At 58.5% G+C, this 20,776-nt stretch carries 24 protein-coding genes; 13 read left to right on the top strand and 11 right to left on the bottom strand.

What is annotated here, in order from left to right:
- The first annotated feature begins 71 nt into the window (after positions 1–71).
- From ACSQ87_RS20280 to ACSQ87_RS20270, 3 genes are read left to right on the top strand one after another with little or no spacing between them, the layout of a single operon-like run.
- On the top strand, positions 72–1,088 hold the full coding sequence (locus tag ACSQ87_RS20280; RefSeq protein ID WP_436274218.1) for an aldo/keto reductase: 1,017 nt from the start codon (positions 72–74) through the stop codon (positions 1,086–1,088).
- A 2-nt stretch (positions 1,089–1,090) separates the two neighbouring features.
- Positions 1,091–1,888: an SDR family NAD(P)-dependent oxidoreductase gene (locus ACSQ87_RS20275; RefSeq protein WP_436274217.1), complete on the top strand. Its 798-nt coding sequence runs from the start codon at positions 1,091–1,093 to the stop codon at positions 1,886–1,888.
- A gap of 27 nt (positions 1,889–1,915) precedes the next feature.
- On the top strand, positions 1,916–2,326 hold the full coding sequence (locus ACSQ87_RS20270) for an SRPBCC family protein (protein WP_150656099.1): 411 nt from the start codon (positions 1,916–1,918) through the stop codon (positions 2,324–2,326).
- 41 nt (positions 2,327–2,367) lie between these two features.
- On the opposite strand, the gene ACSQ87_RS20265 is transcribed toward ACSQ87_RS20270, so the two are convergent.
- Together ACSQ87_RS20265 and ACSQ87_RS20260 are read right to left on the bottom strand one after the other, a co-directional pair.
- Entirely contained in the window at positions 2,368–3,669 is a 1,302-nt protein-coding gene (locus ACSQ87_RS20265; protein ID WP_223433582.1) for a sensor histidine kinase, read from the bottom strand.
- Positions 3,666–4,406, bottom strand: a complete 741-nt coding sequence (locus tag ACSQ87_RS20260) for a response regulator (protein ID WP_033060285.1) — start codon at positions 4,404–4,406, stop codon at positions 3,666–3,668. Before ACSQ87_RS20260 ends, ACSQ87_RS20265 begins: the two co-directional genes overlap by 4 nt.
- Before the next feature lie 305 nt (positions 4,407–4,711).
- On the opposite strand from ACSQ87_RS20260, the gene ACSQ87_RS20255 reads away from it, so the two are divergent.
- The 3 genes from ACSQ87_RS20255 (at position 4,712) to ACSQ87_RS20245 (ending at position 6,671) form a co-directional block, all read left to right on the top strand.
- Positions 4,712–4,975 (top strand): DUF2790 domain-containing protein, encoded by a 264-nt coding sequence (locus ACSQ87_RS20255; RefSeq protein WP_223433583.1) that lies wholly within the window; start codon positions 4,712–4,714, stop codon positions 4,973–4,975.
- Between the two features lie 48 nt (positions 4,976–5,023).
- On the top strand, positions 5,024–5,236 hold the full coding sequence (locus tag ACSQ87_RS20250; protein ID WP_436274216.1) for a hypothetical protein: 213 nt from the start codon (positions 5,024–5,026) through the stop codon (positions 5,234–5,236).
- Between the two features lie 223 nt (positions 5,237–5,459).
- Positions 5,460–6,671, top strand: a complete 1,212-nt coding sequence (locus ACSQ87_RS20245; RefSeq protein WP_436274215.1) for a cytochrome c biogenesis protein DipZ — start codon at positions 5,460–5,462, stop codon at positions 6,669–6,671.
- Between the two features lie 9 nt (positions 6,672–6,680).
- Here ACSQ87_RS20245 and ACSQ87_RS20240 read toward each other — a convergent pair whose 3' ends face one another.
- On the bottom strand, positions 6,681–7,673 hold the full coding sequence (locus ACSQ87_RS20240) for an AraC family transcriptional regulator (protein WP_223433586.1): 993 nt from the start codon (positions 7,671–7,673) through the stop codon (positions 6,681–6,683).
- A 194-nt stretch (positions 7,674–7,867) separates the two neighbouring features.
- Here ACSQ87_RS20240 and ACSQ87_RS20235 point away from each other — a divergent pair, with 194 nt between their 5' ends.
- Together ACSQ87_RS20235 and ACSQ87_RS20230 are read left to right on the top strand one after the other, a co-directional pair.
- Entirely contained in the window at positions 7,868–8,137 is a 270-nt protein-coding gene (locus tag ACSQ87_RS20235) for a DUF4242 domain-containing protein (protein WP_223433587.1), read from the top strand.
- Between the two features lie 38 nt (positions 8,138–8,175).
- The gene (locus ACSQ87_RS20230) at positions 8,176–8,988 is read left to right on the top strand and encodes a class I SAM-dependent methyltransferase (protein WP_223433588.1); all 813 of its coding nucleotides are present in this window, start codon (positions 8,176–8,178) and stop codon (positions 8,986–8,988) included.
- A 148-nt stretch (positions 8,989–9,136) separates the two neighbouring features.
- Here ACSQ87_RS20230 and ACSQ87_RS20225 read toward each other — a convergent pair whose 3' ends face one another.
- Positions 9,137–10,063 carry a universal stress protein gene (locus ACSQ87_RS20225; protein ID WP_223433296.1) on the bottom strand — a complete coding sequence of 309 codons (927 nt, stop codon included), beginning with the start codon at positions 10,061–10,063 and terminating at the stop codon, positions 9,137–9,139.
- A 454-nt stretch (positions 10,064–10,517) separates the two neighbouring features.
- Between ACSQ87_RS20225 and ACSQ87_RS20220 the strand changes: the two genes are divergently transcribed.
- Positions 10,518–11,024 carry a hypothetical protein gene (locus tag ACSQ87_RS20220; protein WP_223433297.1) on the top strand — a complete coding sequence of 169 codons (507 nt, stop codon included), beginning with the start codon at positions 10,518–10,520 and terminating at the stop codon, positions 11,022–11,024.
- Positions 11,025–11,092: 68 nt separating this feature from the next.
- On the opposite strand, the gene ACSQ87_RS20215 is transcribed toward ACSQ87_RS20220, so the two are convergent.
- From ACSQ87_RS20215 to ACSQ87_RS20185, 7 genes are all read right to left on the bottom strand, one after another.
- Entirely contained in the window at positions 11,093–11,740 is a 648-nt protein-coding gene (locus ACSQ87_RS20215) for a helix-turn-helix domain-containing protein (RefSeq protein ID WP_436274214.1), read from the bottom strand.
- Positions 11,737–11,898, bottom strand: coding sequence for a hypothetical protein (locus tag ACSQ87_RS20210; protein WP_008156931.1), 162 nt, complete (start codon positions 11,896–11,898; stop codon positions 11,737–11,739). The genes ACSQ87_RS20215 and ACSQ87_RS20210 overlap by 4 nt, the downstream gene beginning before the upstream one ends.
- 168 nt (positions 11,899–12,066) lie before the next feature.
- Positions 12,067–12,507 (bottom strand): hypothetical protein, encoded by a 441-nt coding sequence (locus ACSQ87_RS20205; RefSeq protein WP_223433298.1) that lies wholly within the window; start codon positions 12,505–12,507, stop codon positions 12,067–12,069.
- Between the two features lie 184 nt (positions 12,508–12,691).
- Complete coding sequence (locus tag ACSQ87_RS20200) at positions 12,692–12,892, bottom strand: hypothetical protein (protein WP_223433299.1); 201 nt, start codon at positions 12,890–12,892, stop codon at positions 12,692–12,694.
- Between the two features lie 295 nt (positions 12,893–13,187).
- A complete protein-coding gene (locus ACSQ87_RS20195) occupies positions 13,188–14,405 on the bottom strand; it encodes a DUF3422 domain-containing protein (RefSeq protein WP_223433328.1) in 1,218 nt (405 codons plus the stop codon).
- A gap of 177 nt (positions 14,406–14,582) precedes the next feature.
- A complete protein-coding gene (locus tag ACSQ87_RS20190) occupies positions 14,583–16,262 on the bottom strand; it encodes a thiamine pyrophosphate-binding protein (RefSeq protein ID WP_436274213.1) in 1,680 nt (559 codons plus the stop codon).
- Positions 16,263–16,464: 202 nt separating this feature from the next.
- A complete protein-coding gene (locus ACSQ87_RS20185; protein WP_223433301.1) occupies positions 16,465–17,715 on the bottom strand; it encodes an MFS transporter in 1,251 nt (416 codons plus the stop codon).
- A gap of 206 nt (positions 17,716–17,921) precedes the next feature.
- On the opposite strand from ACSQ87_RS20185, the gene ACSQ87_RS20180 reads away from it, so the two are divergent.
- The 4 genes from ACSQ87_RS20180 to ACSQ87_RS20165 all read left to right on the top strand — a co-directional run bounded on the left by ACSQ87_RS20180 (position 17,922) and on the right by ACSQ87_RS20165 (position 20,751).
- The gene (locus tag ACSQ87_RS20180) at positions 17,922–18,392 is read left to right on the top strand and encodes an Lrp/AsnC family transcriptional regulator (protein WP_056741847.1); all 471 of its coding nucleotides are present in this window, start codon (positions 17,922–17,924) and stop codon (positions 18,390–18,392) included.
- Between the two features lie 133 nt (positions 18,393–18,525).
- Positions 18,526–18,792 (top strand): ParD-like family protein, encoded by a 267-nt coding sequence (locus ACSQ87_RS20175; protein WP_223433302.1) that lies wholly within the window; start codon positions 18,526–18,528, stop codon positions 18,790–18,792.
- Positions 18,789–19,580 carry a type I methionyl aminopeptidase gene (gene map / locus ACSQ87_RS20170; RefSeq protein ID WP_436274212.1) on the top strand — a complete coding sequence of 264 codons (792 nt, stop codon included), beginning with the start codon at positions 18,789–18,791 and terminating at the stop codon, positions 19,578–19,580. Before ACSQ87_RS20175 ends, map begins: the two co-directional genes overlap by 4 nt.
- Positions 19,581–19,737: 157 nt before the next feature.
- Complete coding sequence (locus tag ACSQ87_RS20165; protein ID WP_223433304.1) at positions 19,738–20,751, top strand: GlxA family transcriptional regulator; 1,014 nt, start codon at positions 19,738–19,740, stop codon at positions 20,749–20,751.
- Positions 20,752–20,776 lie beyond the last annotated feature (25 nt).

The raw sequence follows: 20,776 nt of genomic DNA, 5'->3' as shown, positions 1-20,776 counted from the left end.
TCCGATCATCGCAATCTAGGATCTGCTCAACGGTCACCTCTGATGACCCTGACACTCAAGAGGAAAAACCCATGAGCTTGAAAGACAAATTGCCTGGAACCCTCGGTTTCGGCACCGCCCCATTGGGCAACATGTTCCGCGCCATTCCTGAAGAAGAGGCGATGGCCACCGTCCACGCGGCCTGGGATGCCGGCGTGCGTTACTTCGACACCGCGCCGTTTTACGGTTCGGGCCTGTCGGAAATTCGTCTGGGCACTGCGCTGGCCCAGTACAACCGCGATGACTATGTGCTGAGCAGCAAAGTCGGCCGAGTGATTCTCGATGAAGTCGAAGATGCCGCGGCCCGTGACTTGGGCGAGAAGAGCGGTGTGTTCGAACACGGTCGCCCGAACAAGATCGTCAACGACTACAGCGCCGACGCCACGATGCGCTCCATCGAAGACAGCCTCAAGCGCCTGCAAACCGATCGTCTGGACATCGTCTGGGTGCATGACATCGCCCAGGACTTCTATGGCGATCAATGGCTGGAATACTTCAACCAGGCCCGCACCGGCGCCTTCAAAGTACTCACCCGCTTGCGCGAAGAAGGCGTGATCAAGGGCTGGGGCCTGGGCGTGAACAAGGTCGAACCGTGCGAACTGACCCTGGATCTGACCGAAGCTCAGCCGGACGGTTTTCTGCTGGCCGGTCGCTACACGCTGCTCGACCATGATCGTGCCTTGCAACGTTTGATGGATGCTGCGCTGGCGCAGAACGTCGAGATCGTGGTCGGCGGTCCTTACAGCTCGGGCATTTTGGCCGGTGGTGCACACTTCGAGTACCAGAAAGCCAGCCCGGCGATCATCAACAAAGTCGAGCAGATCAAACGCATCGCTGCCGCACATGGTGTCGATATCAAGGCAGCTGCGTTGCAGTTCTCGTTGGCTAACCCGGCCGTGGCGGCGGTGATCCCGGGGTCCAGCCGTCCGGACCGGATTGCTGAAGACGTTGCGGCGATGTCGGCCGTCATTCCCGCCGCTTTCTGGCAGGCGATGCGCGACGCGAAACTGGTGTCCGAACGTGCGCCATTGCCGATTATTGGAGGTTGAGCATGAAAATCGATCTGACTGGAAAACTCGCCATTGTCAGCGGTAGCACCGCCGGTATTGGCCTGGGCATCAGCAAGGCGCTGGCCGAATCCGGCGCCACGGTGGTGGTGATCGGCCGCGAGACGGCCAAGGTCGAACAGGCGCTGGCGAGCATTCGCCAGAGCGTGCCGGACGCGCAGTTGCGTGGCCTGACGGCAGACCTCGGCACGGCCGAAGGCGCCGAGTTGTTGTTCGCCGCCGAACCACGGGCGGACATCCTGGTGAACAACCTCGGGATCTTCAACGACGTGGATTTCTTCGACGCACCGGACAGCGAGTGGACGCGCTTCTATGAGGTCAACGTGATCTCCGGCGTGCGCCTGTCACGCCATTACGTGCCGGACATGGTCAAGCAGGGCTGGGGCCGGGTGATTTTCCTGTCCTCGGAATCCGGAGTCGCAACACCGGCCGACATGATCAACTATGGCGTGACCAAAAGCGCCAACCTGGCGGTGTCCCATGGTTTGGCCAAGCGGCTGGCGGGCACCGGGGTGACGGTCAACGCGATCCTGCCCGGCCCGACATTGACCGATGGTTTGGAACAAATGCTCAAGGACGCCACCGCCGAATCCGGCCGCAGTGTTCGGGAAGAAGCCGACGCCTTCGTGCGCAAGGCCCGGCCGAGTTCGATCATCCAGCGCGTGGCGGATGTCGAGGAAGTCGCGAATCTGGTGGCTTATATCGCTTCGCCGCTGTCTTCGGCCACTACTGGCGCGGCGTTGCGGGTCGACGGCGGCGTCGTCGACAGCATGGCAATCTGAACCTTATTGATTGAGAGAGAATATTTCATGGCTACAGCATCAGCATTCATCGACATCCCGGCGACCGCCGACCAGGTTTGGCAATTGATTGGCGGCTTTAACTCGCTGCCGGACTGGCTGCCGTTTATTCCCAAAAGCGAGCTGAGTGAAGGCGGTCGGGTGCGTAGCTTGCAAACGGCGGATGGGGCGGTGGTGGTTGAGCGGTTGGAGGCGTTTGATAACGCCGGGAAGACTTACAGTTATTCGATTTTGCAGGCGCCATTTCCGGCTACTGACTATCTGGCGACTATCAGTGTTGAAGCGCAGGGGCAGGGCACGCGAGTGACGTGGTCTGGGCGGTTTGCACCTGTCGGTGTGAGTGACGAGGAAGTGGTGGCGCTGTTTACCGGTATCTACCAGGGTGGCCTGGAGGCCTTGCGCGCCAACTACCCGGCTTGATCCTGTACTGATCGTTCCCACGCAGAGTGGGAGCGATCATGCTACTGAGCCGGTAATTTGAGCTCCGCGCACAACCCACCTCCCTCACGATTACTCAACGTCAACGATCCCCCGATCGCCAATGCCAACTGCTGTGCAATCGCCAACCCCAACCCTGTCCCGCCGGTACTGCGGTTACGCGAATTCTCCACGCGATAAAACGGTTCCATCACCTGAGCCAATTCCTCCTCGGCAATCCCCGGACCACGGTCCATCACTTTCACCGACAAACTGCCGTCAGCCTTCGCTTCCACCCACAATTCGGCGGCGCCAGCGAACTTCAGCGCGTTGTCCGTCAGGTTCACCAGCACCCGCCGCAAGGCGTGCGGCCGGGTGTTGATCACCGCGTCACTTTTACCGCCCAGCTGCACGTCTTTGCCCATGTCCTGATAGTCGAACACCAGGCTGTCGAGGAACGAATCCAGATTGGTGCGGCGACTTTCCTCGGTGGCGCCATGCACGCTGCGGGCATAGGCCACGCCTTCGCGCACCAGGTGTTCTATCTCGCCAAGGTCATTCCAGAGTTTGTCCTTCTCGGCGGAGTCGTCCATGAATTCGGCACGCAGTTTCATGCGGGTAATCGGGGTTTGCAGGTCGTGGGAAATCGCCGCCAGCAGTTGCATGCGCTCCTTGAGGTAAGCGGCGATGCGCGCCTGCATCGAATTGAAGGCCATGGCGGCATGGGCGACTTCGGTCGGGCCTTTTTCGTCGAGGTGCACCGCGTGGGTGTTGGGGTCCAGGGTCTCGACGGCTTGGGCGAGGCGGGTGAGAGGGCGGATGGCGATTCTCACGGCCAGCCAGGTGCAGATGAGCATCAGTGCCAGTTGCCCGAGCAACACGATGGGTAACCACGGCGACAACGGCACCATCGAGGGGCGCACGTCGATGGTCACCGGGCTGCCGTCCGCCAGTTTCAGGTGGACCTGAAAATGTTTTTCCGGCCCGGGGATGTCGGTCACCGTCATCGGGTAATCCTTGCCGATGGCCTCTTTGATCGACGTCATCGCTATGGGCGAATCGCTCATGGGCATGCCCGGCGAGCCTTCGTTCAACAAATAGCGGTAGTTGCGTCGATCCAGCTGTTGCAGCCAGCTCATGCGTTCTTCGGCCGGCAAGCGGTCGAGGATGGCGATGGAGGTCGAGACGTCGGTTTCCAGATTGCCCAGCATGGTGTTCTTCGTGCTTTCGTAGCGCTCGTAGTATTGCGCGCCGAAAGACAGCGCCTGCGCGAGAATCAAGCCGATCAGGAAGATCAGCGACAGCCGCGAGGCGAGGGTGCGAGGCCAGCGCATCGAGAGGTTCATGAGGGCGCCCCGAGGACTTCCACCGGCAGGGAAAACACATAGCCTTCGCTGCGCACGGTCTTGATGTAGGCCGGTTCGCGGGCATCGTCCAGCAAGCGCTGGCGCAAGCGGCTGACCAGCAAGTCGATGGAGCGGTCGAACAGGTCGGCATCGCGGCCTTGGGTCAGGTTCAGCAATTGATCGCGATTGAGCACCCGCTGCGGGTGATCGAGGAATACCCGCAGCAACCGATATTCCGCACCACTGAGCGCGACCATCGTGCCGTCTTCATCGAGCAAGTGCCGGGCCGAGGTGTCCAGGCGCCAGCGCCCGAAGGCCAGCAAACGACCGCTTTCGGTGACCACCAGGTTGGGTGGCAGCATCCGCGTGCGGCGCAGCACGGCGTTGATGCGGGCGAGCAGTTCACGGGCAGCGAACGGCTTGACCAGGTAGTCATCGGCGCCCATTTCCAGGCCGATGATGCGGTCGGTTTCATCGTTGCGCGCGGTGAGCATCAGCACCGGCGTGGCCTTGTGTTTGCCGGCGCGCAACTCACGGCACAGCATCAGGCCATCGTCGCCCGGCATCATGATGTCGAGCACGATCAGGTCCACCGGCGTGGACTCCAGGAACGTGCGCATTTGCCGTCCATCCGCCACGACGGTGGTGCGCAGACCGTTTTTCTTGAGGTAGTTGCCTACCAGTTCCCGGATCTCGCGGTCATCGTCCACGATGAGAATGTGATCGACGTGTTCCATTTGGCCAGGCCTCTGTAGGTGGGGGATGTAGCGCAGTCTATCGAGCCTTGGCCCGCTCGCCCGCAGTCCTTTGTATTGCAGTGTATCTGGCCTGTCGGCGGATACACGTGGACGCAAAAACACTCATTTTCAGGGCTTTTGTATCGCTCTGTATCCCGAGCCGGTTTTGATACGTACCGATTTACACGCGCCTGTTCCCGACACAGTCGGGATACCTCGCGGGCTTCTAATAGGTTCCATCGAGGCAAACCAAACCGCCTCGGCCCAATCAACGATTGCCCTATTGAAGCCTTGAGGAAACCACCATGAACACCAAAGCCGTCTACGCCGCTTGCCTGTTTGCCGCCCTGAACATCTGCACCTTGTCGGCCCGCGCCGAAGCCGATGTCTCCGCTAAAACCTACACCTACGGCTCGCACCTGGACATCAAGAAAGTGCTGTCGCTGAAACAGGACGCCTCGACTTCCTGTGGGGTTGTGGATGCCCAGCTGACGTACCTGGACTCCCATAACAAAACCCAGGTTCTGGACTATCGCAAATTTGCTGATGGCTGCAACTCAGACAACTGAGTGCTTCGCTGACCCGTTGCCCATCCCAATAGAAACAGGAAGAACATCATGAACAACGTCACCCGCTTTTTGACTGCCATTGCCTTCTCCGCGGCTGGCGCCGCTGTCCATGCCAACGCGGCTGTTGAACAGAAAAGCTGTGGCAGCGCGACTTGCTTCCAGCTGACGCCGGTGGGGGAGAAGGGTGGGAGCGCTTTTCTGGCAGAGGAGGGTTCGGGCCGTACGCCGCAGGGGCAGTTGCTGGATACCCAGACTGCTTGAGGGTGTCAGTGGAATCGACCCCTCTCCCCACGGGGGAGAGGGGGAAAGGGGGCAGATCTCCATGCTTTTCAAAATCTGAGTTCGACTCGTAAGCGCAGGTCGCAGAATTTCTACCAAACCACTCAATCAACCCCCTCGCCCCTTTGGGGCGGTCCGACGTTTCGGGAGGGTTAGGGTGAGGGGTGGATTTTGAATCCTAACCACCATTTTCAAGGTGACAACCATGTTTCTCATCGCTTTCCTGGGCGGCATATTGACCGTCCTCAGCCCCTGCATCCTCCCGGTCGTGCCGTTCCTGTTCGCCGGTGTTAAACGCACACGTTCCTCGATCCTGCTCACCCTCAGCGGCATGGTCCTGACCTTCGCCCTGATCTCAAGCCTGGCCGTGGTCAGCAGCGAGTGGGTGGTGCAAGCCAACAACACCGGTCGCCACGTAGCGCTGATCGTGATGGTGCTGTTCGCCCTGTCGCTGATTTCCGCCCGTGTCGGTGACTGGCTGGCCCGTCCTTTCGTGGCGCTGGGCAACCGCCTCGATCCGGACACCCGCAAAATGTCCGGTCCGCTGGGTTCGGTCATGATCGGCGTTGCCACCGGTCTGCTCTGGGCACCGTGTGCCGGGCCGATTCTCGGGGTCATCCTCACGGGCGCCATGCTTCAAGGCGCAAACGCTCAAACCAGCCTGTTACTGGTGGCGTACGGCCTGGGCAGCGCATTGTCCCTGGGCACCTTGATCTTCGCCGGTCGCGGCCTGGTCAATCGCTTGAAAACGTCGATCCCGGTCACCGGTTGGCTGCGTCGTGGCGCGGGTGTTGCGGTGTTGGGGGCGGCGGCGGTGATTTCCACCGGTGCCGATAAAACACTGCTGGCCGGCACCTCGTCCGAAGGCGTGACGACGGTTGAGCAACGCGTGCTGGAAACCGTACCGAAAGTCGTCGATTACTTCGTCAGCAAGGTCAAGGCGGACTCGTCCATGGACAACGCCCAAGGCCCCATGCCGTCGCTGTCCGGTGCGGTCGAATGGCTCAACTCGCCGGCGCTGAGCAACGACTCGCTGAAAGGCAAAGTGGTGCTGGTGGACTTCTGGACCTACGACTGCATCAACTGCCAGCACACCTTGCCCTACGTGAAGGATTGGGCGAAGAAATACGAGAAGGATGGCCTGGTGGTGATCGGTGTCCACACCCCTGAATACGGTTTTGAACGCATCATCGACAACGTCAAGGATCAGGTGAAGAAGCTCGGTATCACCTACCCGGTGGCCATCGACAACAACTACGCGATCTGGCGCAATTTCGACAACCAGTACTGGCCGGCTCACTACCTGATCGACGCCAAGGGCCAGGTGCGTTACACCCACTTTGGTGAAGGCAGCTACGAGACTCAGGAGAAAGTGATTCAGCAGTTGCTGGAAGAGGCCAAAGCACCCGCCGCGTAAACCTTCAAATCAATGGCTCACAGGCTGCGCGCCGTGGGCCATTGGTTTTTTCTCCTGACTGCGCCGCCACGCCGCGGGTGGCGCTCCATACTCTCGACGAAACGCCCGACTGAACGCCGTGTCAGTCTGGTAGCCCACCTCTTCGGCAATCCGCATCAATGAGCTGTTACTGCTGCGTAACAGGTTGGCTGCCAGCAACATGCGCCATTGCGTCAGGTACTGCATCGGCGAACTCCCCACCAATTGCTGAAAGCGCTCAGCCAACACCGACCTTGAAGTGCCGGCAGTGCGCGCCAGCTCATCCAGCGTCCAGGTGTGGCACGGTTTTTTGTGCAACGCGTTGAGGGCGGCGCCGACAATCCGGTCGCTCACACCCGCCAGCCAACCGGTGCGACCTTCGCCTTGTTCGTGCATGTACAGGCGCAGCACCTCGATGAACAACACCTCGGCCAGTTTCGCCAGCACACCTTCACCGCCGGGGCGGGGCGAGCGCGCTTCGGCCAGCGCATATCGGACCGACGATTCCAGCCAGATACCGGCATTCGAGCCGCGCACATTGACTCGCACCACCGCCGGTAACCCGGTCAGCAACATGCCGGCCAGACGGGTATCGCACGCCAGATAGCCGCACACCAACCGTGTTACCGCGCCGCCACCGCCATAGCTCAATTGCCGTGGGCGGCGCGCCAGCACCACGTCCAGCCGCGCACCTGTGGCCGGCGCGAGCCCCGGTTTAGAGCTCATGCGATGGGCATCTCCCTGAGGGAAAACCACCACATCGCCGGCCGTCAGCAGGAGTGGGGGATCATCACCCAGTTCGACATAACACTCGCCTTCGGTGATCAAGTGGAAGATCACCACGCGTTCGGCGCCGGGCTCCAGAAACGGCGCCGCCGTGTCGGCGCTCGGCGACTGGTAGCACCAGGGGGCCGTGAACCTGGCATTGATGAAAATCGCGCCGACCAGGCGTACGACGCGCAACGTCTGGGACAGGGCGTCCATGGTGGTTTTCCCGTGTGGGCGGGCAGCTTTGGGTGGTGAGCTTGATTGTGAGCCTGTCGCGCCAGAGCGTGAAATCTCCGGACGATCGGACAGGGTTGGCCGACGATCGGGCAGGACGCCAGCGTTGCCCGGCGCGATAGTTGGCACAGAGGGTCTGCCGACCCTGTCATCAATAACAAGAATGAGAGGTTGCCATGCCTAAGTTCGTTATAGAACGCGAGATTCCGGGTGCTGGAACACTGTCAGAAAGGGATTTGAAAGCGATCTCGCAAAAGTCCTGCAAGGTCCTGCGCGATCTGCCAGAGGTGCAGTGGCTTCAGAGTTACGTCACCGGTGACAAGCTCTACTGCGTGTACATCGCGCCGAACGCAGAGCTCATCCGGGAACACGCCAGGGTGGGTGGTTTCCCTGCCAACAGCGTTTCCCAGGTCATGAACATCATCGATCCCACGACGGCCGAATAAGCCGGGCCTGCATTCCAACCCGCAACGGAGCGGAATTCATGAGTACACCCATTGATCTTACTGCCTTGAAAAACCGTCAGATGGCCTCTTGGGCCAGTGGCGACTATGCCGTGATAGGCACCACCTTGCAGATTGTCGGCGAGCAACTCGCCGAAGCCTGCGACCTGCTTTGCGATGAACGCGTGCTCGACGTGGCCGCCGGCAACGGTAACGCGACGCTCGCTGCCGCGCGCCGTGGTTGCCAGGTCACCTCTACCGACTACGTGGCCGCGCTGCTGGAACGCGGCGAAGACCGGGCCAGGGCAGAACGCCTGGAAGTGACGTTTCAAGTGGCTGACGCTGAAGCCTTGCCGTTCGAGGATGCCAGCTTCGATGCCGTGCTTTCGACCTTCGGTGTGATGTTTACGCCGGACCAACCCAAGGCCGCCGCGGAGCTGGCGCGGGTCTGTCGCCCCGGAGGGCGGATCGGCCTGGCCAACTGGACGCCCGAAGGGTTTGTCGGCCAGATGTTCAAGACCCTCGGCCGCCACCTGCCGCCACCGCCGGGCGCTCAACCGCCTTCGCAGTGGGGCACCGAAGCCTGGCTGCACACGCAGTTCGACGAAAGTGACTTTCTGCTCCAGGTGACGCGCAAGACCTTCAACTTCCGTTACCGCTCGGCCGCGCATTTCATCGATACGTTCCGCACCTGGTACGGCCCGGTCCACAAGGCATTCGCAGCGCTGCCTCCTGAAGGCGCCCAAGCGCTGGAAAACGACCTGACCGAACTGATCAACCGCATGAACAGAGCGGGAGAGAAATCGCTGGTGGTGCCGAGTGAATACCTTGAGGTGGTGATCACCCGGCGTTGACCTGGACGAGTTGCATGACAATGCAAAACCCCTGTGGGAGCGGGCTTGCTCGCGAAGGCGGAGTGTCAGTCGACAATGATGTTGCCTGACACTCCGCCTTCGCGAGCAAGCCCGCTCCCACAGGGGGTTGTGGTGTCTGGTAGATCAATTATTCATCCAGCCGCTCGGTGTACACCACCCAAACGCTGCACGGCATTTTGTACAGCAGGTGCTCCACCGTACTGCCGATCAGCCGGCCCAGGCCGCGATGGCCGACCCGGCCCATGACAATCACGTCAACGTCATAGGCATCGGCATAGCGGGTGAGGACCCTGGCCGGGTTGCCCATGATCATGTGCCGCTGCTCCGGCGCGATGCCGTTGCGCTCGGCCAGGTCGTTGAAGGCATCCTCCTGGTAATCGAATACGGTCTTGGCCTTGCCTGACGAGAAGAATGCCGACCCGTTGTCGAAGCCGAATTCGTCGGCGCTGATGGATGAAAGGTCATAGGCGTAGACCACATCGAGCTCGGCATTACAGGCGCTCGCCAGTTTCACCGCCTCGTGAAGGATCCGGTCGTTGAAGGTTTTGTAATGGTCATCGCGATGAAAGGGGTCGACCGCCGCGACGATCTTTCGCGGCAAGGCGTGCACGGCGTGGCTGACGAAATGCAGCGGCACCGGGCATTCGCGCAGCAAATGCACATCGAGCGGGGTAAACATCAACCGCGACAGCCGCGATTCGTGCTCCAGCGCCTTGATCAGCACGTCCATCGGCTGCTCTTTGAGGTGAATCAGGATTTCCTCTAATGGACGTTCGACCCAAGCCACTTCGGTGGTGACGTGGACCCCGATTTTGCGCAAGGGGCGGGCCTGTTCCTCAAGCCATTGGCGGTGGCGCTCGACGTAGCCCACGCGCATCTGTTCCAGCGCCTTTTCGTTGACCAGACTGGCGGTGGCCAGGCCTTCAAGGTAATCGAAGGCGACGATGTGCAGCGCGGCGTCTTCGGCCTTGGCCAGCGCAGCGGCCCTGTCGAAAGCGGGGCTGTGCTCCATCAGCGGTGATGCAACCAGCATGAAGCGGGATTGACCAGACATGACGAACCTCCCGTGGATTAGCCGCCCGGCGTGCGGCTCGTGCGACGTACATCCAGTCTCTAAGTATTGACCATGATCAACCTCCCGTCCGTAAACCGGGGGGAGGCTCAGGTTCGTACTGGTGGCGGTTCGACCCGGTAAATCCTTACTGAGCTGATAAGCACCTGAATTGAAAAAACCGGATCCTGTTTAGATCGATTATTTCTTTCGGTTATTTATAAAGCTGCTGTTCGCATATCCATGACCTTTAAAACCGCGTCATGGCCTTGTCTGTGTTCGTGATAGCAGTGGCCTGCTCGTTATAGCAGCAATGATTGCCCTGAAGGCCACACTTGGGCGGTTCTAACATCCGTTTTCGCTGCTCGATCTCCCTCTTGTCGCCTAGCCGTCAGTCCTTAGAATTCGCTCCATCAGCTTCGTCCAACTATTCAATCCTTCAGGGAGCACCACCAAGATGAATGCCATGCCGATGCAAATGCCGATGAACACCACCATGCCAATGATGCCGATGATGGGCATGCCGATGATGATGGCGACCATGAGCTGCGAAATGATGGACGACGGCATGATGTGCAAGATGATGCCGGCGGCTGGCATGGACATGGCCATGTTCAAGAACAGCGCTGAAATGATGCAGATGATGATGAACTGCGGCATGCCGATGATGATGCATTGCGGCAACATGAGCATGATGTGCATGTCCCAGGCGAGCATGGCCATGCCGATGATGAGCACCATGATGCCAATGCCGATGATGGGCATGCCGATGCCATCGATGAAGTGCGTGATGGAGTGCACGCTGATGGCCGACTGCATGATGTGCAAAATCATGCCGATGGCCGGCATGAACATGGACATGATGAAAAACTGCTGCACCCTGATGATGAAAATGATGAACGACTGCAGCATGCCGATGATGATGAGCTGCAATGGCATGCCGCTGATGTGCTGCACCTGCTGATCCTCAGCAACAGACATTAAAAAAGCCCGGCAGGGGTTAAGCCTGCCGGGCTTTTTGTCGCCTGCTTTTCAGTCCAGGCGTTCCGGGTACGTCACCACCAGATAGGCCACTGCCTCGCTGTCGGCCGGGTTGCGGTAGCGATGGGGCTGGTCGGCATAGAACAGGATCGAGTCGCCGGTGGAGAGCAGGTAGCGTTCGTCGTTGACGCTGATTTCCAGCACACCCTGCGACACCACCAGGTTTTCCTGTACGCCGGGGCCATGGCCCTCGGAGACGTCTTCACCTAGCGGGCTCAGGCGTAGTTCGTAAAACTCCGATTGGCGCGCTACGTCGAACGGGAACAGCGCGCGGCTGACAAAGGCGCCGCTGGCACTGACCAGGCGTTTGCTCTGGCTGGCCGACAGCACCGCCACGCCTTCGAAGGCCCGATGCTCAAGAAACGCGGCCACCGACACCTTCAAGCCCTTGGCGATTTTGCACAGCACTTTGATGGATGGCACGCTGCGCCCGGATTCGATCTGCGCCAGCATGGCCCGGCTCACACCGCACTGTCGGGCGAGGGCGTCGAGGGACAGATGACGCTTGCCGCGCAGACGTTGCAGGTTCTGTGCGACGCGTTCGCAGATTGGGTCTTTTTCCAGTGGTTCCAGGTTATTCAAATCCAGCACGGGTTCGTCGGCGCTCGCCAGAAAGCGCGAGGGTTGCTGCGCGTTCATGCGTGACGCGTCTCGGTGGCTTTAGCGGCTTGGACCCACTGAAAAGCCTGTAAACCTGCATTGCGTGCATACATTTCCCACATGGCCCGCGCCCGTTGCTGAGCCTGTTTGCGTTTGCGGTAGCTGGCGAAGTCGATGAGGTTGTCAGTCGGATTCATGGGGCACTTCACTGTGGTGATGAATGACGGGATAAGCTGAGAGTACGCGGATATTTTTATAACTATAAATACTTATTTTGTATTTATTAATGCTTTTTGGTTCTTATTAAGCGCGCGAAGATAGACAGAATTATTACTTGGGGGCGTGGGGTAGGGCACTGTTGAAGACTAACTGCACCTGACGCTAACGGCCTTCGCGGCACGTTGCAGTTCTTGTTTGACGTCGACCGGTATCCGCTGTTTCACGAGTCGTTGTTCGAGGAATGTCTGATCGCCTCGGGTATCAACCTCTGCGTCAATAGCCGCATCCTCTGCTTCTATGGTGGCAGCGTGAGCCTCTATGACCGAGTCAACCTCAGCGTCGCTCTTGGCGGCGTCGAGCGCACCAATGAGTATCGCCACTTCGTCTTCTTCAGCCTTGCCATAGGCTTCTACGGACAATCCGGCAGCCAACGCCCGCGCCCGGATTTCCACGCCTTTCAGCGTCTGCTTGGCCTCTCCGCACAGAATGTCGTGCTTGTGGCTTTCGACGATTTTCCATTGGAAAAATCCATACGTCATCGTGCTGATAATCGCTACGGTGATTCCACCGATCAGGATCCGTTTCATAGGCTAACGTCGTGAAAGTCTGGGGATTGTGAGTTCGGTGAACATGGCTTCATTCTCTATTCGAGGAAATGAAAGCGTAGCACCGGAACCGGTCCAGCCCCGTCCAAAGTCAATGCAAATGCATTGCCTTTGGAGAGGAACGGCGTGTCTTCAAGATTATAGCCTCACGGCCCTCGGCGTCTTGCTAGTTACCGTCCGCTACTTTGCGTTCTATCTCCGCTATTTTCCGACTGAGCTCCTCAGCTTCCTGCTCCTGGGTTCGAGTTGGAGAGGGCTTAACGGTTTGATCCACACCTTTGGCGTCCGTGTCCCTGTCCTCAAGATCTCTTTCGGCGTTTGACGTTGCATTTGGTTTGACGTCATTAACACTGTCATCGCTGTTCATATCACTGACCTCCATTGACCTGAACATTGGATTCGATGCCATGGCTTGAGTTCGAGATTTTTTGTCGGCGTCGATCGGCTTGGACACTCCACGTCAATTAACAGGGGTGCTTCGCTTCTACGGGGGCTGGAAGAAAAATTGGCGTCATGAAATAGACGACTGGCGCCACCCGATGTTGCGTTGTGGTCGAAACGCCAGAGGGCGATGGCTTCAATATCGACATTCAAGAGGTTGAGCGCACACTGGATCTGCTCCCATCCTGATGGGTGATGGCGCCTCCCTGCGCTTCACCGTATCAGTGCTCTTTGACTTTCTTGATGCGGAAAATAATCAGCGCAAGGATGGCGATCGCGAGGGGCGTCATTGCCAGCATCGCCTCTCGCGGGGCCACCTCGGCGCCGAGCAGGTGCAACCCTGAGTAGCCAAGCTTGAGCAGGTTCAGCAGGTAGTAAGTAATGGCGATAATCGACAGACCTTCCACCGCGCGCTGGATTTTGATCTGGGCATCGGCGCGGGCGTTCAGGCTTTTGAGAATTTCCGAGTTCTGTTCTTCCATTTCCACCTGAACCCGGGCCTGCAACAGGTCACCCAGGTTGGCCACGCTTTTGGCCAGGTGCTCCAGGCGTTGTTCGGTGGCGGTGCAGTACCTGACGGTGGGTTTGAAGCGGCGTTCGATGAAGACCCCGAGGCGCTGGCAATCGCCGACGTGACTTTCCCGCAATTCGCCCAGGCGCTCGTACACGAGTTGGGCATAGGCTTGGGTGGCACTGAAGCGGTGGCGGGTTTTCGCGGTACTGCTGACCACTTGGGCTGACAGGTTGGAGATGTCCGCCAGCAGCGCTTTCGCGTTGCCGCTGTCAGCGTCGGCGTTACGCTCGGAGAGGGTGACCAAGGTTTTGTCAAAGACATCGAGTTGCGCACTCAAGGTCTTGGCCGTGGTCAACGACAGCGAGGCCATCATGCGGTAGGTTTCGATCTCCAGCAGACGGCGGATCATCCGCCCTTGGCGGTAAGCGTTGAGGCGCCGGTTGACGAACAGGATGTGGTTGTTGCCGTCCTCGCTGAGACGAAAATCGCTCCAGACCACCGCATCGCCACCGCCGACGCAGGAACCGCACGGATCCTTGAAGCCGTAGCCGGCGAGGTCCAGACCAGCTTCGCCACGCACGACGATCTGCACCGAGTTGATCAGCTGCGGCAAATGTGCTTCGACTTTCTGCGCCAGCACCTCGGGCAGCGATGTCCAGGACAGGTCATCGCTGGATGAAGTGACTACCAGGGTCAGGGTGAAGAACTCGGCGTGGCGTTCCCATTTCAGGGCGTGGCCATCGAGTTGGGTGATGCCCTGGGCGGCATGAGGATCGATCGGAATAGGGCAGCAGCGCTCCAGCAGCGCATTGCACTCCGGCTCCCCGCCAAGGAAGGCCAGATGAAACACATGGGCCGGCTCGTCGAAATACAGTGACGGGCGCGCGTGCAGTTCGTTGTGCAGGGTTTGTCTTTGCGGATGCATGCTGTTCAGGCCATTGATCGACTGCTGTTGTTGGTGGGACAGGTCGATGAACTCACGAGTCACAAGCAGCTTTGCGCTGAAGTGGTCATGTAACGCGGTCGACAATGGCGAGCGAGGACGAATCAGAAAAGGCGCCTTGTAAATCGTGAGTCAGGCGCCCAAAACTGAGTAAACGGGTTACTTGTTGCTTGATTGCTCTCTGATCTGAGTCAGGCTGAGTCGAGGGGTCAATGCTTCAGGGTCGACTCTGACCTCAATCAAGGATGGCCGGGACATTTCAAGGCAGCGTTCAAACGCTGGCGCAAAGTCGGACGTGGCTGTTACCACCTCGCCATGTAGTCCATAGGCTATGGCAAGTGCGGCGAAATCCGGGTTGCGCAATTCAGTGCCTGACACGCGTCCAGGGTAATTGCGTTCCTGGTGCATTCTGATGGTTCCGTACATTCCGTTGTTGATCACAACGAAAATCACATTGGCGCCATATTGCGCTGCAGTCGCTATCTCCTGACCGTTCATCAAGAAGCAGCCATCCCCGGAAAACGAAACCACCACTCGATCCGGGCACGTCAGTTTGGCGGCCACCGCCGCAGGAACGCCGTAGCCCATGGAGCCATTGGTAGGGCCTAACTGCGTGCGGTATTGGCGGAACTGATAGAAGCGTTGAAGCCAGACGGCATAGTTTCCAGCGCCATTGGTCAGGATCGCGTCGTCCGGAAGGCTGCGATTCAACCACTCAATGATTTCGGCCATTTGGACATCGCCAGGGGAGGGCGAGTGTTGCAGGTTTTCGCGGTAGTTTTTGTTCAGGGTGCGCGTCCATTCACTCTTTATCTGGCTGGTCACCGCTGGAAGCTTTGCGGCTGATTTGGCAAAGGTCGACATGCTGCTGTTTATCGCCAGCGCAGGTTGGTAAACCCGTCCCAACTCCTCGATGCCTTGATGAACATGGATCAAGGTTTGCTTCGGTACCGGGATGTCCAAGGCAGCATATCCGCCCGTTGAAACCTCTCCCATTCTGGAGCCCACGACCAGCAGCAGGTCGGCGTTTTTTACCGCGGAGGACAGCTGCGCTGACGCGGCGAAACCAAGATCACCGACATAGTTCGGGTGTCGATTGTCGAACAGGTCCTGGCAGCGAAAGGAGGCGGCAACCGGGATATTTTGCTGTTCAGCAAAAAGCCGGATGTCGTGCACTGACTCGGTATCCCAACCGCTGCCACCCAGCACCATCAATGGACGCTCTGATCGCTCAAGCAGTTGCTGCATGGCGGCCATTTGCTCGGCTGCCGGGGTCATCAATACGCGCTTGAAAGGCCCGGCATCAGTGACTTCCGTCAATTCGGTCAGCATGTCTTCCGGCAGTGCGACCACTACAGGCCCAGGCCTGCCATTGACCGCTCGGTGGAACGCCTGACTGATCAGTTCGGGAATTCTGCGGGTGTCGTCTATTTGCACGACCCATTTCGCCAAGGGGCCAAACATCTGGCGAAAATCAACTTCCTGAAAGGCTTCGCGATACTGCTGATCACGAGCGACCTGGCCAATGAACAGAATCATCGGCGATGAATCCTGGAGCGCTGTGTGAACGCCAACCGAAGCGTTTGTTGCACCCGGGCCTCGGGTCACGAAGCAGATGCCAGGCTCTCCAGTGAGCTTGCCGTAGGCTTCTGCCATATAGGCCGCCCCACCTTCCTGGCGGCACACCACCAGATCGATTTCTTCTGGCACGTCATGCAATGCATCGAGTACCGCGAGATAGCTTTCTCCCGGAACACAAAAAGCTCTTTTAACGCCATGGATGCGTAAGGCATCCACCAATATCTGACCTCCGCTACGACGAGAAATGGTTTTATTCACTGTTATCTCCTGAGTCGAATGGTGCGGTGTGAAAGGGTGAATGACGCTCTTTCTGACAGGTACTGACTCGATCAATTGGAAGAACAACGGCTAACGTCTGCGCCACGAATTCTGAGCATCATCGAGTAGGGGTACAAACGATGATTGCTCAGCACTTCATTCCCTCAGCTATTGAAGTCCCTAGGGTAGGCGCACAGCCACTTCAGTTGCCGGAACGCAAGGTTTCAGGCTCTGGCATAGATGGAACGTAATCGCTTTGTGCCAAGCCAGTCGCAAGCAGCAGACCAATCAACGATGCCAATCCTGACGCCAACCAGGTCCAATGCCATCCCCCCGCCCAACCGGCCAACTTGGCCAGCAGTGGTGGCATGACAAACATGCCCATTGATGAAATCTGCTGCACCCAACCCACAGCCGTCGACACGGTTCGTTCACTGGGCGCAACGCTCACGGCGATCATGAATAGCGTCCCCGGGATTACACCGCCGACGGCTGAAAAGACCAGTACGGCGCCATAACGCACGACAGGCATGCCTTGAGTGAACTGGCCGAATGCGAACAGCGTCGTGATGGCCATGCACATGTATCCGACCATTAATAGCCGCCTGGCACTGATACCCCGATGCAGCAAAAGCGCTGCCGAGGTACTTCCGCTGATATTGACGAACGCGGCAAGCGCCGTCAGCGCACCTGCCATCGGCACCGACAAACCGGTGTCGGCATAGATCGATGGCAGAAAGCCGATGACGGCAATCCACTGTCCCGCGTACATGGCAAAGGCGATGCCTACGCGCCAAGGGCCGCTCGCCTTCAGCGTTGTCCATAGTCGATGCGTCCAGGCTTCACTGGGCGCCGCTGTGCGCCGCGCAGAAGCAGTCTCTGGTGGAAGGCGCTGTCGATCGGATGGCACGGCTCGCACAAGCCAGATAATCATTGCGGCCGAACAGATGGCCGGAACGCCCCACCACCCTTGCCATCCCATCGTTTCTATCAATGTGGGGCCGGCGATAAAAGCAATGGAAGTACCGATCGCTACGTAGCATCCCCACAGCCCCAGATGTAAAGCCAGGCGCTCGCGAGAAACCAGTTGTCGGATCAATCCAGGTGTCGGCAATGTTGTGAGCAAGAAGCCCAAGCCTTCCAGGGCTCGAAGCATCAGCAGCTCATCGGGCTGCCGCGCCCCCATACCAATGACACTGGCGACGCACAGGATCATCTGACCGCTAATGATACTTCTGCGCAGTCCCATGCCATCGCTGAATACACCGATCATAACGCCGGCAAGCATACCCGCCAGTTGCGTCAGCGATAGCAGGAACCCTGCCTGCACCATCGTCAGGTTCAACGAGGCCTGGAGAGCGGGAATGGCCGGGGAAACCTTGCCCAGGTGCAGGGCTGCGACCACGCCCGACAGGATGACGATGCAGGCCGGGGAAAAACTGATTTTCCGCATGAGATCTCCACCGCCACAACGCGCACGAGCACAGGCAGGGAGCACTGTGCGGTTTGCGTCCCTACCGAGGCAGATCGCCTGGTTTGATGGGAAAAGAGTGACGGACAAACTGAATGGTTAGTTTGCCGACTGGAGCCGATATTGTTTGATCAGTATTCCGTGGCGGTGCACTACTATGAAATTCTGAATTCACAAGTAGGCCTAAAATGGAAAAAATCATTCAGCTCGATAATCTGGATCGACGTATCCTTCGTACCTTGCAGTCCGATGCCAGCCTCAATGGAATAGCGTTGGCTGAAGCGGTGTCCAGTTCGCCAGCCTCCTGCTGGAGAAGAGTCCGGGCATTGGAAGAAACAGGCGTCCTTGGGGCTACCGTTCGCTTGATTGATCGACGGGCAGTCAATCGCGATGTCGATGTGATCTGCTCGCTGCGGCTCAAGTCCCACGGCGAGCAGGATGCCGAAGTCTTCGAACGCTTTGTCGCAGACCAGGAGAACATTCTCGAGTGCTACACCGTATCGGGCGAATGGGATTACCTGCTTCGGATCGTCGCGGCTGATATTCGAGACTACGAGCAATTCTTGATGCACACCCTGTTGCGACATCCATCTGTCGCGAATGCCAGCTCACAGTTCGCGCTATCGCGGGTGAAGTACACCACTCGCGTGCCGGTCTGAACCCGATCACCATCGGCTGCACCTGACCCGCCTTCAATCCAGGCTGCCTCAGCGCGTTTTGTCCGTGAAATTGCAATTTCACACGACTACCGATTAATATACGATCCATATACATTTCATATTGGATTGATCAGTGGGTATCGTAAAAATTTCAGAAGCCATGCACGAGAATCTGCGCGTCGCCAGCGATGCGTTGAGTCGCTCGATCAACGCCCAAGCCGAGCACTGGATGCGCATCGGGATGCTTGCGGAGTTACATCCCAACCTGGACCACAGCGACATCTGCCGCTTGCTGATTCGTGCCGAACTGGCTGGCGGCCTCAATGTAAAACAGCTGTGCGCACTCGCCGATTTTTCGCAAAGCGCCCAGGTTGATGCAGCATCAGGAGCCAAGCAATGAAGGCCAATGTAAAGCTCAATACCCCGGCAGAAATAGCCATGTCTCGTGCTGCGGGCACGCTGGCCGCCGAGGTCCTGGCCATGATTGTTCCGCATGTCAAAGCGGGGGTCACCACCGACGAACTGGATCGGCTCTGTCACGACTACATTGTCAATGTGCAGAAAGCGATTCCGGGGAATGTCGGCTATCACGGCTTCCCGAAAACTGTGTGTACCTCGGTCAACCAGGTGGTCTGTCATGGTATTCCTTCGGCCACGCCACTAAAGGATGGCGACATCGTCAATATCGACATTGCCGTTATCAAGGAGGGTTGGTACGGCGACACCAGCCGCATGTACTTCGTGGGTGAGCCCGGCCCGGATGCCCGACGCCTGGCAGAGACGACCTATGAAGCGATGTGTGCCGGTATTCGCGTCGTCCGCCCCGGCGCTACCCTGGGTGACATTGGCCATGCCATTCAGAGGGTGGCCGAAAGAGACGGATTCAGCGTCGTGCGCGAATACTGCGGTCACGGTATCGGCAAGATTTATCACGATGAGCCGCAGGTGCTTCACTACGGCTTCCCAGGCCAGGGCCTGAAACTGAAAACCGGAATGATCTTCACCATTGAACCCATGTTGAACGCTGGCAAACGCCATGTGAAAACCCTGGCTGATGGCTGGACCGTGGTCACCAAGGATCACTCACTCTCGGCTCAGTGGGAGCATATGGTCGCGGTCACAGACGACGGCTTCGAGGTTCTGACCCGTTGGCCCGACAGTGTCGATGGGTATGTCGCTATCGTTTAGGCGCAGCTTGCGAGTGACATAAAGCTACGTCACGGCTTCCAGCTAGCCTGATCAATCGCAAAATGGCGCTAGTGGTGTTGAAACTTCTACAGTTAGCATTGAGGTTTATCAACGCACCCAACGACAGGTTGGGCTACGTAACCGAGCAGGCCGAACATTGATCGAACGACGCCAATTTAGCGGAGGCATGAAGGGGAAAAATCTCCGCTATCTGAATGAGAATCCCAACGAGAAGACTCAAATGGTCCGGGCGGGATTTCTGTTGCTTGAGCATTTCTCGCTGCCCGCATTCACGCAAGCACTGGATACGATTGTCACCGCGAATCTTTTGCGACCCGGGTTGTTCTCTTCCCGAACGTTCGGCTTGACCGATGAGGAAGTCGTCAGTGACCTGGGCCTGGTCATTCGGCCGGATGCCCGTTTCGATTGTCCAGCGATCCAGGACCTGGACCTTCTGGTCATTTGCGGCGGCTACAGGACAGAACTCAAAGCGACGGATGAACTCATCTCCCTGTTGAGGGCTGCATCAGACCAGGGTGTCAGTCTGGCCGGGTTGTGGAATGGCGCGTGGTTCCTGGGGAGGGCAGGCTTGCTTGACGGATATCGTTGCGCGATTCACCCCGAACATCGCCCCGCACTCGCGGAAATCTCCAAGGCGACGCATGTCACCAGTGAGCCCTACGTCATCGATCGAGACCGGCTCACGGCTTCCAGTCCCTCTGGCGCATTCCACATGGCGCTGGACTGGATCAAAGGCTTGCACGACAAAGCCCTCGTCGAGGGGATTGAGGACATCCTGGCTTTCGAGGAGTCGCGTTATCGGCGGATAAAACCAACTGAAAATGTCTGCGTGAGCGCGCCATTACGCGAGGTGGTGAAGCTGATGGATGCCAACCTCGAAGAGCCTCTGGAGTTGGAGCAGTTGGCCGTATACGCAGGCCGTTCGCGTCGACAACTCGAGCGCTTGTTCAAGGAGCAACTGGGCACAACGCCGCAACGGTATTACATGGAGCTGCGGATTACCGAGGCGCGTCGACTGCTCCAGCACACAGAGCTGTCCCAGGTAGACGTGTTGGTTGCGTGTGGCTTTGTATCGCCCAGCCACTTCAGCAAGTGCTATAGCTCGTACTTCGGATACAGACCTTCCAAGGAAACGCGACTCGTCAAATAGTCGGCGCAATAACGACCGAGTGGTT

Source organism: Pseudomonas sp. LjRoot277, from assembly GCF_964253845.1.
Classification (GTDB): domain Bacteria; phylum Pseudomonadota; class Gammaproteobacteria; order Pseudomonadales; family Pseudomonadaceae; genus Aquipseudomonas.
Note: the sequence above shows the minus strand (reverse complement) of the source record. Positions and strands in the feature narration are given on the sequence as shown.